This window comes from Serratia sp. Ae19-1 (genome assembly GCF_059801225.1).
In genome coordinates this window covers 123,591-135,960 of the sequence record NZ_JBCHWD010000010.1, presented here as the reverse complement: position 1 = coordinate 135,960, position 12,370 = coordinate 123,591, and the positions used below count along the sequence as shown (strand labels likewise).

Genomic DNA, 12,370 nt, shown 5'->3' with positions numbered 1-12,370 from the left:
GGCGGCACCCGCCGTCTCGTCCGCGCAGCGTTTTTCTCTCGGCTTTTAGGCAGGAAACATCATGACAGGAAACGAAAATAACCTGATTTGGATCGATTTGGAGATGACCGGGCTGGATCCCGAGCGTGACCGCATTATCGAAATCGCCACGCTGGTCACCGACGCCAACCTGAACATCCTGGCGGAAGGGCCGGTGATCGCCGTGCATCAAACCGATGAGCAGCTGGCCCTGATGGACGAGTGGAACGTGCGCACCCATACCGGCAGCGGATTGGTGGAGCGAGTGAAAGCCAGCCGCCAGGACGATCGCGCTGCCGAGCTGGAAACCATCGCCTTCCTGCAGCAATGGGTGCCGGCCGGCAAATCGCCGATCTGCGGCAACAGCGTGGGCCAGGATCGCCGTTTCCTGTTCCGCTATATGCCGGAACTGGAGGCCTACTTCCATTACCGCTATCTGGATGTCAGCACGCTGAAGGAGCTGGCGCGCCGCTGGAAGCCGGAAATTCTCGGCGGCTTTAAGAAGCAGGGCACCCATCAGGCGCTGGATGACATCCGCGAATCGGTGGCCGAACTGGCTTATTACCGCGAACATTTCATTCAGCTTTAAGGCGATAGCAGCCCCTGTGGAGAAAAAACGCCGTTTTTAGCCGCTTAATTCGCCAATCTGGCGCTTTAATCGGCAATCAAACAAAAATCGCGTTTTTTTGCTTTCAGGGGCTTGCGACAAAAAGGATTTCTCGTATAATGCGCACCCCGTACCGATGAAGAATTTCGTAACGTTCCACCATCGATACGCCGGGCGGGAATAGCTCAGTTGGTAGAGCACGACCTTGCCAAGGTCGGGGTCGCGAGTTCGAGTCTCGTTTCCCGCTCCAAATTCAACAATGTCGCGATGCGGCATGATGAATAAATAAAGCAGTATCAAGCAGTATCAAGCAGTATCTATGCGATGCGGGAATAGCTCAGTTGGTAGAGCGCAACCTTGCCAAGGTTGAGGTCGCGAGTTCGAGCCTCGTTTCCCGCTCCAAAAATTCAAAGGTCACGCCAGTGTTTGGTGGCCGGATGCCAAAAGCATCTCAATGCGGGAATAGCTCAGTTGGTAGAGCACGACCTTGCCAAGGTCGGGGTCGCGAGTTCGAGTCTCGTTTCCCGCTCCAATTTTCTCTTCGTTTCAAACTCAAATCCAACGCCTTGTCGGGCGCGGATTTTTGTCCCGTTTTACACACCCGGTAAAAACGTTGTGAACAGAGTTATCCACAGCCTCTGTACATAAACCCGCCTGCCTGAAAAATCAACGTCATACAAATTAAATATTTATTGCTTTGATTTATAAGCTTATTTATTTATGTCGAAACGTTATGCCGATCACTTGCTCTTTTTGTTGCAGTTGAAAGACAACGTGTTTTTATTTTTATACACAAATCCACAGAGTGAGTCGCTCGGGCGGCATGACTGTGCGATGTGCGCCCTCAGGCGTCGCGCGGCAGGCCTTTTTCCACAGCCCGTATCAACCGTTTTTTCTGCGCCGTCTGCACCTCAATGCCCTGCGCTTCGCGGCGGGCGAGCTGTTGCGCCAGCGCCCAGTGGATATGTTCGTCCAGCATGGCGTCCTGCTCCAAACGCGCGCGCAGCGCGAGTACGATGCTGTCCTCATAAGGCGCGTTGCCCAGCGCCACCGCGATATTGCGCAGCCAGCGCAGGTGGCCGATGCGGCGTATCGCTGAGCCTTCGGTGATGCGCAGGAATTTTTCTTCCGTCCAATTGAACAGATCGATCAGCTGCGGCGCATGCAGCGCGGCGCGCGGGCTGAAGTCGTCTTCATCGGTGAGTTGCGAAAAGCGGTTCCACGGGCAGATCAGCTGGCAATCGTCGCAGCCGTAGATGCGGTTGCCGAGCAGCGGGCGGAACTCTTCCGGGATCGCGCCTTCCAGCTCGATGGTCAGGTAGGAGATGCAGCGCCGGGCGTCGACGGTATAGGGCGCGACGATGGCACCGGTCGGGCAGGTGGTGATGCAGGCGACGCAGCGGCCGCACTGCTCTTCCTGCGGCTGATCCACCGGCAGCGGCAGATCGATCAGCAGTTCACCGAGGAAAAACCAGGATCCGGCTTCGCGGTTGAGAATTAGTGAGTGTTTACCAACCCAGCCAATACCCGCTTTGGCGGCCAGCGCGCGCTCCATCACCGGCGCCGAATCGACAAAGGGACGGAAATTCAGCTCGCCGCAGTATTCCTGGATTTGATCGCCCAGCTTTTTCAGGCGCTGGCGCAACAGCTTGTGATAATCGCGCCCCAGCGCGTAGCGGCTGACGTAACCCAACTGCGGGTTTTGCAAGGTGCTGGCGAACGCCGCCTTGGCCGGCAGGTAGTTCATGCGCACGCTGATCACCCGCAGCGTGCCCGGCAACAGCTCGTGAGGGCGCGCGCGCAACATGCCGTGGCGCGCCATCCATTCCATCTCGCCGTGGTACTGTTTGTCGAGCCAGGCCTGCAGCTTCGGCTCTTCAAGGCTCAGATCGGTATCGCAGATGCCAACCTGCTGGAATCCTAGCGATTGCCCCCATTGCTTGATATGTTGGGCGAGTTGATGGAGATCGAGGGGGTGCGTCATGACGGGCCACAGTGAAAAAGCATACGTTGACAGTTTACCACACTCTGTCTGGCCTGCGGACTGGATCCGGCGTTCGGAACCTGCGGCGGCGGCCTCGCTCGGTATTTCTCTTTACGATTTGATGCAGCGCGCCGGTCAGGCGGCCTACGCGCTGGCGCGCAACGCTTACCCCTCACGCGACCACTGGCTGGTGCTCTGCGGCCACGGCAACAACGGCGGCGATGGCTATGTGACGGCGCGCCTGGCGAAGGCGGCGGGCGTGCAGGTGACGGTGATCGCCTGTGAAGGCGCACGGCCGTTGCCGCCGGAGGCCGCTGAAGCCCGCCTGGCCTGGCTGGCCGCCGGCGGCGATATTCTGCCGGCGCACAGCCGCTGGCCTGAACGAGTCGATCTGATCATCGACGCTCTGTTAGGCACCGGTTTAGGCAGTGCGCCGCGTGCGCCTTACGATGCGCTGATCGAAGCCGCCAACCGCCATTCGGCGCCGGTGGTGGCGCTCGATATCCCGTCCGGCCTGCTGGCAGAAAGCGGTGCGGCGCCGGGGGCGGTGGTGCGTGCCGCACACACCGTCACGTTTATCGGTCTTAAGCCGGGGTTGCTGACCGGCCAGGCGCGCGATTGGGTCGGGCAACTTCATCAGAATACGCTAGGCTTATCGGGTTGGTTGGCAAAGCAACCGGAGCAGATTCAGCGGCTTACCGCCGAAGTACTGCCGCGCTGGCTGCATCCGCGTCGTCCCTGCGCCCACAAGGGCGAACATGGCCGTCTGCTGTTGGTGGGCGGCGACCGCGGATTCGGCGGCGCCATTCGCATGGCGGCGGAAGCGGCGCTGCGCAGCGGGGCGGGATTGGTGCGAGTGCTCACTCACATTGAACACGTTGCACCGCTGTTGGCGGCCCGACCGGAGTTGATGGCACAGGCGTTGGACGAAGCGACGCTGCGGCAGGCGATGCAGTGGGCGGATGTGCTGGTGATTGGCCCGGGGTTGGGCCAGACTGAGTGGGGCAAAAACGCGTTGAACGTGCTGCAAACCAGCGATAAACCGGCTTTGTGGGACGCCGATGCGCTGAACTTGCTGGCATTAAATCCCGAGAAACGGCAGAATCGCGTGATGACTCCGCATCCCGGGGAGGCGGCGCGGCTGTTGAGCTGCAGCACCGCCGACATCGAGAGTGATCGCTTACTTGCCGTGCGTAACCTGACGGCGCGTTATGGCGGCGTGGCGGTGCTGAAAGGCGCCGGAACGCTGATCGCCGATGAGCGGGGGCAGATGGCGATCGCCGACGTCGGCAACGCCGGCATGGCCTCGGGCGGCATGGGCGATGTGCTGTCGGGCATCATCGGCGGTTTGCTGGCGCAAAAGCTCTCGCTGTATGATGCCGCCTGTGCGGGCTGCGTCGTACACGGCGCGGCCGGCGATCGCGTAGCGGAAAGACAAGGTACAAGAGGCATGTTGGCGACCGATTTACTGCCGGACATCCTTCATTTCGTTAACCCTGAGTGGGCAAAATAGACTTTATCGAATGAAAGAACTCGTTTTACCTCTGCCGGACGAGGCAGCGACTGTCGCTTTGGGCACCACTTTGGCCAAGGCTTGCGATCGCGCCAGCGTCATCTATCTGTACGGCGACCTGGGCGCCGGTAAAACCACCTTCAGCCGTGGCTTCCTGCAGGCGTTGGGGCATCGGGGCAACGTCAAAAGCCCGACCTACACGCTGGTGGAGCCTTATGCCCTGCAGCCGCTGGCGGTGTATCACTTCGATCTGTATCGCCTGGCCGATCCGGAAGAGCTTGAGTTTATGGGCATTCGCGATTACTTCGCGCAAGACGCCATTTGCCTGGTCGAATGGCCGCAGCAGGGCACCGGCGTGCTGCCGGAGCCGGATCTGGCGTTACATCTGCGCTATCAGGGCGAAGGACGAGAGGCGCAGATCGAGGCGATTTCCGCTTACGGCAGCCAATTGTTAGACCGTATCCATGGATCACAGGGATGATGCTGCAATGACGCATGCGTTGAAAAAATTTGCGATCGTCATGTTGATCGCCGTGCTGGGGCCGCTCGGCGCGCTGAACGCGCTGGCGGCGTCTTCGCTGTCCGATATCAAAGTCTCTAACGCCCAGCGCGAAGCGACGGTGTCGGTGAGTTTCAATGGCCCGCCGGACTACGCGTTTTTCCCGCTGCACGGCCCGGATCGCGTGGTGTTGGACGTCAACCAGAAAGGCAAGGTCGGCGGCCTGCCGCTCAATTTCAGCGGCCAAAATCTGGTGAAAAGCATTCGCTCCAGCGCGCCGAAAGACGCCCAGAGCGTGCGCCTGGTGTTTGATCTGACCCAGCGCGCCAAAACCCGAGTTTCCACCCGTCAGAACGGCAGCGTGCACACCGTGGTCTTCACCATTACGGCCGAAGGCGGCGCCAATGCCGTGGCGCGTAAAGCGCCGGTGCAAACGCCTGCGCCGGTGGCGGTCAGCCAACCGCCGCGTCAGGCGCCGGTCGCGGTGCGTGAAGCGCCGGAGCCGCCGCTGCGCAAAGCGCCGCCGGGTTCAAACCCCTTTACCAATAAACAGAGCGTGGTCGCAGGCACCGCCACCGAGGTGACGCCGCGCAGCAGCCGCGTTTCCGCCGGTTCCGGCGATCGGGTGGTGGTGGCGATCGACGCCGGCCACGGCGGTCAGGATCCGGGTGCCATCGGCCCGACCGGCCTGAAAGAGAAGAATGTCACCATCGCCATCGCGCGCCGTCTGCAGGCGATGCTGGACGCCGATCCGCAGTTCAAGCCGGTGCTGACGCGTAACGGCGACTATTTCATTTCGGTGATGGGGCGTTCCGACGTCGCGCGTAAGCAGGGCGCCAACGTGCTGGTTTCCATCCACGCCGACGCCGCGCCGAACCGCAGCGCCAGCGGCGCTTCCGTCTGGGTGCTGTCCAACCGCCGCGCCAACAGCGAAATGGCCGGCTGGCTCGAACAGCATGAGAAGCAGTCCGAGCTGCTCGGCGGCGCCGGCGATCTGCTGGCCAACAGCCAGGCCGACCCTTATCTGAGCCAGGCGGTGCTGGACCTGCAGTTCGGCCACTCGCAGCGCGTGGGGTACGATGTGGCGGTGAAAGTGCTGCAGCAGCTGCAGAGCGTCGGATCGCTGCATAAACGCCGGCCGGAACACGCCAGCCTGGGCGTGCTGCGTTCGCCGGATATCCCATCGCTGCTGGTGGAAACCGGATTTATCAGTAATAGCACGGAGGAGCGGCTGCTGGGCAGCAGCGCGTATCAGGAGAAGATTGCCAAGGCCATCCATAACGGTCTGCGCAGCTACTTCCTGGCGCATCCGCTGCAAGCCGACCCAAAGGTGGAAAACCGACCGCTGGACGTCGCAGCGGCGGTTAACACCTCAACACCAGACGTGCGCCAGCCGGAGCCTATCGTCAGCTCGGCCGGCGCGAGCCGCAGCCAAAGCGGCAAAACCCAGATCCACGTGGTGAAGCGGGCGGAGACGCTGTCCGGCATCGCCGATAGCTACGGTACGACCATGGCGGCGCTGCGGGATCTGAACAAACTGAAGAAAGACGGCGTATGGGTCGGGCAACGCCTGAAGGTGCCGGCGGGGAAAACCGCCGCCATCACTACCGTCGCCAAGGCGAAAACGCCGGCGAAGAAACCGTCCAAACATAAAGTGGCCCGTGGGGATACGCTGTCCTCTATCGCTTCTCGTTACGGCGTCAGCGTCGGCGATCTGAAACGGGTCAATAATCTGAAGTCGGACGTCGCGCCGCTGGATCGGACGCTGACCATTCCGCAGGCCTAGCGCCATCGCTACAGGAGTCAGCATGCCTATCCAGGTGTTACCGCCACAGCTCGCCAACCAGATCGCCGCCGGAGAGGTGGTTGAACGCCCCGCGTCGGTGGTCAAGGAGCTGGTGGAAAACAGCCTGGACGCCGGCGCGACGCGTATCGACATCGATATTGAACGCGGCGGCGCCAAGCTGATCCGCATTCGCGACAATGGCTGCGGCATCGGCAAGGACGACCTGGCGCTGGCGCTGGCGCGGCATGCCACCAGTAAAATCAGCACGCTCGACGACCTGGAGGCGATCGTCAGCCTCGGTTTTCGCGGCGAAGCGCTGGCCAGTATCAGCTCGGTTTCCCGTTTGACCCTGACGTCGCGCACCGCCGAGCAGAGCGAAGCGTGGCAAGCCTACGCCGAAGGGCGTGAGCAGGCGGTGACGGTCAAACCCGCCGCGCATCCGGTCGGCAGCACGCTGGAAGTGCTGGATCTGTTTTACAACACCCCGGCGCGTCGCAAGTTCATGCGCACCGAGAAAACCGAATTCGGCCATATCGATGAAGTGGTGCGGCGCATCGCGCTGGCGCGTTTCGATGTGGCGATCAACCTCAGCCATAACGGCAAATTGATCCGCCAATACCGGGCGGCGAAGGAAGAAAGCCAACACGAGCGCCGTTTGGGCAGCATCTGCGGCCCGGCGTTTTTGCAGCATGCGCTGAACATCGACTGGCAGCACGGCGATCTGAGCATCCGCGGCTGGGTGGCGGATCCGGCCGGCGCGCGTCAGCTGGGTGAAATGCAGTATTGCTACGTCAACCGCCGCATGATGCGCGATCGGCTGATCAATCACGCCATTCGTCAGGCCTATCAGGATCAGTTGAAAGACGATCAGCAGCCCGCTTACGTGCTGTACCTGGAGGTCGATCCGCACCAGGTGGATGTCAACGTTCACCCCGCCAAGCACGAGGTGCGTTTCCATCAGGCGCGGCTGGTGCACGATTTTATTTATCAGGCGGTGACCGCCGTGCTGCAGCAGGCCGGCCAAACGCCGCTGCTGCCGCTGACGGAAACGCCTGACGAAGAACCAGCGCCGGTCTGGCAGCAGGAAAACCGCGTCGCCGCCGGCGGCAACCATTTTTCTCAGCCTGCGCCGCGCCGCGAAACGCCGCCGCAGGCCGGCGTCGCCCGCGAGCGCGCACCGCAGCCGGGGTGGCAAACGGCGGGCGGTTACCAGAAACGCGAAGGCGAGCTGTACGGCAAACTGATCCAGCCCGCCGCAGAGCCGCCGACCGACGCCGAGTCGGAAACCCCGAGCAAGCCACCGCTGTTCCCGCCGGTGAAAGCCGCAGCGGAAGTACCGCTGGCGGGCGGGCAGCACAGTTTTGGTCGGGTGCTGATGATTTATCCGCCATGCTATGCGTTGATTGAGCAGCGCCAACTGCCGGCACTGCTCAATCTGACGGTGGCCGAACGCTGGCTGCGTCAGGCGCAGCTCAACCCATCGGCGGAGGGGCTGCGGCCGCAACCGCTGCTGATCCCGATCAAGCTGACGCTGAGTAAAAACGAAGCGGCGGCCATTGCGCGGCATCAGACGCTGTTGGCGGCGATGGGGCTGGATCTGCAGACAGATCATGGCCGTGTGACGTTGCGCGCAGTGCCTTTACCATTACGCCAACAAAATTTACAAAAACTGATACCCGAACTGTTAGGCTATCTGGCCGAACATCAGGAGATGTCGCCCGCGGTGTTGGCCACCTGGCTCGCTCGCCGTCTTGGCAGCGAACATGAACAGTGGAACACCTCGCAAGCGATACAATTGCTGACCGACGTTGAACGACTTTGCCCGCAGCTGGTCAAATCGCCACCGAGCGGACTTTTACAACCCGTTGATTTACAGGCCGCACTGGCGGCCCTCAAGCATGACTGAAACTGAAATGACACCACGTCCCCCGGCTATTTTCATCATGGGGCCGACCGCCTCAGGCAAGACCGCGCTGGCGATCGCGCTGCGCGAACGCCTGCCGGTGGAGCTGATTAGCGTCGATTCCGCGCTGATTTATCGCGGCATGGATATCGGCACCGCCAAGCCGAGCGCCGAAGAATTGGCGCAGGCGCCGCACCGGCTGATCGATATCCGCGATCCCGCCGAAGCTTATTCGGCGGCGGAGTTCCGCGCCGACGCGCTGAAAGAGATGGCCGACATCACCGCCGCCGGGCGCATTCCGCTGCTGGTGGGCGGTACCATGTTGTATTTCAAGGCGTTGCTGGAAGGATTGTCGCCGCTGCCGTCCGCCGATCCCGCAGTGCGCGAGCGCATCGAACGGCAAGCGGCGGAGCTGGGTTGGGAGGCGTTGCACCGGCAGTTGCAGGCGATCGATCCGGTCGCGGCATTGAGAATTCATCCGAATGATCCGCAGAGACTGTCCAGAGCACTGGAAGTTTTTTTTATTTCGGGTAAAACTTTAACGGAACTGACTCAAATTTCGGGTGAATCGTTACCGTATCAAGTTCACCAATTTGCGATAGCGCCGACCAGCCGTGAGTTGATCCATCAACGCATCGAGCTGCGGTACCATCAAATGTTGGCGGCGGGTTTTGAGACGGAAGCGCGTGCACTTTTCGCACGGGGTGATTTGCATACGGACTTGCCCTCCATTCGCTGTGTCGGTTACCGCCAGATGTGGTCATACTTGTCTGGTGAAATTAGTTACGATGAGATGGTTTATCGTGGTATTTGCGCAACACGTCAGTTGGCTAAACGCCAGATGACCTGGTTACGGGGTTGGGAGTCGGTCCATTGGTTGGACAGTGAAAAGCCGGGAGAGGCTTTGGACTCGGTGACACAGGTTGTTAGTGCATAGGTTGGGTGATTGTGTACAATTGCTGAGTATTCAGCGCGCAAATTTTTACGTCGTTTATTTTAGAGCCGACAGGTTCTTAGTTACAAACAACAAGCAAATAAGGAAAAGATAGAATGGCTAAGGGGCAATCTTTGCAAGATCCGTTCCTGAACGCATTGCGTCGTGAACGTGTTCCGGTTTCTATTTATTTGGTGAATGGTATTAAGCTGCAAGGCCAGATTGAGTCTTTTGACCAGTTTGTCATCCTGTTGAAGAACACGGTTAGCCAGATGGTGTACAAGCACGCTATCTCTACCGTTGTCCCGTCACGTCCGGTTTCGCATCACAGCAACAACCCGAGCGGCGGTTCAAGCAACTATCACCATGGCAACAATCCGTCTGCGCAGCAACAGTCGCAGCAGGAAAGCGATGACGCTGAATAAAGCGCGTTGCAAGTCAACCATGACGGGGAGCATAAGCAGCCGCGCGCTGTTTATGTCCCCCAAACTCACGGTGAGTGTCCGTTTGAGAGGTTGCACGCTTGTTTGACCGTTATGAAGCCGGTGAGCAGGCCGTACTGGTTCATATCTATTTCTCGCAAGATAAAGATACGGAAGACCTCAACGAGTTCGAATCGTTGGTTTCCTCAGCCGGTGTCGAAGCTTTGCAAGTGGTGACTGGTAGCCGCAAAGCCCCGCATCCGAAGTACTTTGTCGGCGAAGGAAAGGCCGAAGAAATTGCAGATGCGGTGAAAGCCAGCGGCGCGTCTGTTGTCCTGTTTGATCATTCCCTTTCCCCGGCGCAGGAAAGAAACCTCGAGCGCCTGTGCGAATGCCGGGTGATCGATCGCACCGGGCTGATTTTAGACATTTTCGCCCAGCGTGCCCGCACCCATGAAGGTAAGCTGCAGGTGGAGCTGGCGCAGCTGCGTCACATCGCCACGCGTCTGGTACGTGGCTGGACGCACCTGGAGCGGCAAAAAGGGGGGATAGGCCTGCGCGGGCCGGGGGAAACCCAGCTTGAGACCGACCGTCGCCTGTTACGCGATCGCATCAGCTTGATTCTGCGCCGCCTGGAGCGGGTAGAGAAGCAGCGTGAACAAGGCCGACGCGCGCGGACCCGCGCCGATGTGCCGACCGTATCGCTGGTGGGCTACACCAACGCCGGCAAATCCACCCTGTTTAACCGAATAACGTCTGCCGAGGTGTATGCGGCGGACCAGCTATTTGCCACCCTGGATCCTACGTTGCGGCGCATTGATGTGCCGGACGTGGGAGATACCGTGTTGGCGGATACCGTAGGCTTTATCCGGCACCTGCCGCACGATCTGGTGGCCGCCTTCAAGGCGACGCTGCAGGAGACGCGCCAGGCATCGCTGCTGCTGCACGTCATCGACGCGGCGGATCCGCGCGTCGATGAGAACATCGAAGCGGTGAACACCGTGCTGGCGGAGATCGACTCGGATGAAATCCCTACACTGTTAGTGATGAACAAAATAGATATGCTGGACGATTTTGTGCCGCGTATCGACCGCAACGACGAAAACCTGCCGATCCGGGTGTGGCTGTCCGCCGCCAGCGGAGAGGGTATTCCGTTGCTGTATCAGGCGTTGACGGAGCGCTTATCGGGGGAGATCGCGCATTACGAATTGCGCTTACCGCCACGGGCAGGCCGTCTTCGCAGCCGTTTTTACCAGCTTCAGGCGATTGAAAAAGAGTGGAACGAGGAGGACGGCAGCATTGGCGTGGTGGTGCGAATGCCGATCGTCGAATGGCGTCGTCTCTGCAAGCAAGAACAGGACCTGATTGACTTTATCGTATGATCATATCCTGTTACATTTATGCTTCGCGAAAGCCTGAAGTACCCAATCACAGAATATGGAGCTAAAACATGGCGTGGAATCAGCCCGGTAATAACGGACAGGACCGCGACCCGTGGGGGAGCAGCAATAACAATGGCGGCAACTCTGGCGGTAACAACAAAGGCGGTCGTGATCAAGGGCCACCTGATTTGGACGATATCTTCCGCAAACTGAGCAAGAAATTGAGCGGTTTCGGCGGGGGCAAAGGCTCCAACAGCAATAGCGGCGGCACCGGCACCTCTGGTCCGGGCTTCAGCGGCCGCATTATCGGTATCGCGGCGGTCGCCGTGGTGGTGATCTGGGCCGCCAGCGGCTTCTACACCATCAAGGAAGCCGAGCGCGGCGTCGTGACCCGTTTCGGCAAGTTCAGCCACCTGGTGCAGCCGGGCCTGAACTGGAAACCGACCTTCATCGACGACGTGCGTCCGGTGAACGTGGAATCCGTGCGCGAGCTGGCGGCGTCCGGCGTGATGCTGACCTCCGATGAAAACGTGGTGCGCGTGGAAATGAACGTGCAGTACCGCGTGACCAACCCGGAAGCGTACCTGTTCAGCGTCGTCAATGCCGACGACAGCCTGAGCCAGGCGACCGACAGCGCCCTGCGCGGCGTGATCGGTAAATACTCGATGGACCGCATCCTGACCGAAGGCCGTACCGTGGTGCGTAACGACACGCAGCGCATGCTGGAAGAGACCATTCGTCCTTACAACATGGGCATCACGCTGCTGGACGTCAACTTCCAGGCGGCGCGTCCACCGGAAGAGGTGAAGGCGTCGTTCGACGATGCGATCGCCGCGCGTGAGAACGAGCAGCAATACATCCGTGAAGCGGAAGCTTACGCCAACGAAGTTCAGCCGCGTGCGAACGGCCAGGCGCAGCGTCTGCTGGAAGACTCCAAGGCTTATAAAGACCGCACCATCCTGGAGGCTCAGGGTGAGGTGGCGCGCTTTGCCAAACTGTTGCCGGAATACAAGTCCGCTCCGCAGATCACCCGTGAGCGTCTGTATATCGAAACCATGGAAAAAGTGCTGGGCCATACCCGTAAGGTGTTGGTGAGCGACAAAGGCAACAACCTGATGGTGCTGCCGTTGGATCAGATGCTGCGCGGCCAAGGCGCGGCACCGGAGAGCGGCAACAAGGATACCAGCCTGATTCGCCTCAATCCGAATCCTGCGCCGGCTGCCAACAGCAGCGCTCCGCGCACCAGCGGCGGTTCGATTATGGATCAGCGCCGGGCGAATGCGCAGCGTGACGACACCACTCGCGTAGGGAGAGAGTAATCA

The 12,370-nt window shown here is 60.2% G+C and carries 10 protein-coding genes and 3 tRNA genes; 12 read left to right on the top strand and 1 reads right to left on the bottom strand.

All coding sequences use genetic code 11. The features are described from left to right. Nucleotides 1-61: 61 nt before the first annotated feature. The 4 genes from orn to AAIE04_RS23015 all read left to right on the top strand — a co-directional run bounded on the left by orn (nt 62) and on the right by AAIE04_RS23015 (nt 1,157). The gene (orn, locus tag AAIE04_RS23030) at nt 62-607 is read left to right on the top strand and encodes an oligoribonuclease (RefSeq protein ID WP_019453388.1); all 546 of its coding nucleotides are present in this window, start codon (nt 62-64) and stop codon (nt 605-607) included. 192 nt (nt 608-799) lie between these two features. Next, nucleotides 800-875 (top strand) — tRNA-Gly (locus AAIE04_RS23025). A 76-nt stretch (nt 876-951) separates the two neighbouring features. Further along, nucleotides 952-1,027 (top strand) — tRNA-Gly (locus AAIE04_RS23020). Between the two features lie 54 nt (nt 1,028-1,081). Next, nucleotides 1,082-1,157, top strand: a tRNA-Gly gene (locus AAIE04_RS23015). Between the two features lie 312 nt (nt 1,158-1,469). On the opposite strand, the gene queG is transcribed toward AAIE04_RS23015, so the two are convergent. Further along, complete coding sequence (queG, locus tag AAIE04_RS23010) at nt 1,470-2,609, bottom strand: tRNA epoxyqueuosine(34) reductase QueG (protein WP_074055428.1); 1,140 nt, start codon at nt 2,607-2,609, stop codon at nt 1,470-1,472. Between queG and nnr the strand changes: the two genes are divergently transcribed. From nnr to hflK, 8 genes are all read left to right on the top strand, one after another. Then, complete coding sequence (gene nnr / locus AAIE04_RS23005; protein ID WP_197667630.1) at nt 2,608-4,122, top strand: bifunctional ADP-dependent NAD(P)H-hydrate dehydratase/NAD(P)H-hydrate epimerase; 1,515 nt, start codon at nt 2,608-2,610, stop codon at nt 4,120-4,122. The genes queG and nnr overlap by 2 nt on opposite strands. Before the next feature lie 10 nt (nt 4,123-4,132). Continuing rightward, nucleotides 4,133-4,603, top strand: a complete 471-nt coding sequence (gene tsaE, locus AAIE04_RS23000) for a tRNA (adenosine(37)-N6)-threonylcarbamoyltransferase complex ATPase subunit type 1 TsaE (protein WP_074055426.1) — start codon at nt 4,133-4,135, stop codon at nt 4,601-4,603. Nucleotides 4,604-4,610: 7 nt separating this feature from the next. After that, nucleotides 4,611-6,407, top strand: coding sequence for an N-acetylmuramoyl-L-alanine amidase AmiB (gene amiB, locus AAIE04_RS22995; protein ID WP_074055425.1), 1,797 nt, complete (start codon nt 4,611-4,613; stop codon nt 6,405-6,407). 22 nt (nt 6,408-6,429) lie between these two features. After that, nucleotides 6,430-8,313, top strand: a complete 1,884-nt coding sequence (gene mutL, locus AAIE04_RS22990; RefSeq protein ID WP_498577725.1) for a DNA mismatch repair endonuclease MutL — start codon at nt 6,430-6,432, stop codon at nt 8,311-8,313. Next, nucleotides 8,306-9,247 carry a tRNA (adenosine(37)-N6)-dimethylallyltransferase MiaA gene (miaA, locus tag AAIE04_RS22985; RefSeq protein WP_154747210.1) on the top strand — a complete coding sequence of 314 codons (942 nt, stop codon included), beginning with the start codon at nt 8,306-8,308 and terminating at the stop codon, nt 9,245-9,247. Before mutL ends, miaA begins: the two co-directional genes overlap by 8 nt. Before the next feature lie 113 nt (nt 9,248-9,360). Further along, nucleotides 9,361-9,669 carry an RNA chaperone Hfq gene (gene hfq / locus AAIE04_RS22980; RefSeq protein ID WP_019453381.1) on the top strand — a complete coding sequence of 103 codons (309 nt, stop codon included), beginning with the start codon at nt 9,361-9,363 and terminating at the stop codon, nt 9,667-9,669. 98 nt (nt 9,670-9,767) lie between these two features. After that, entirely contained in the window at nt 9,768-11,048 is a 1,281-nt protein-coding gene (hflX, locus tag AAIE04_RS22975) for a ribosome rescue GTPase HflX (protein ID WP_004933675.1), read from the top strand. 68 nt (nt 11,049-11,116) lie between these two features. Further along, on the top strand, nt 11,117-12,367 hold the full coding sequence (gene hflK / locus AAIE04_RS22970; protein WP_019453380.1) for an FtsH protease activity modulator HflK: 1,251 nt from the start codon (nt 11,117-11,119) through the stop codon (nt 12,365-12,367). Nucleotides 12,368-12,370: the final 3 nt, after the last annotated feature.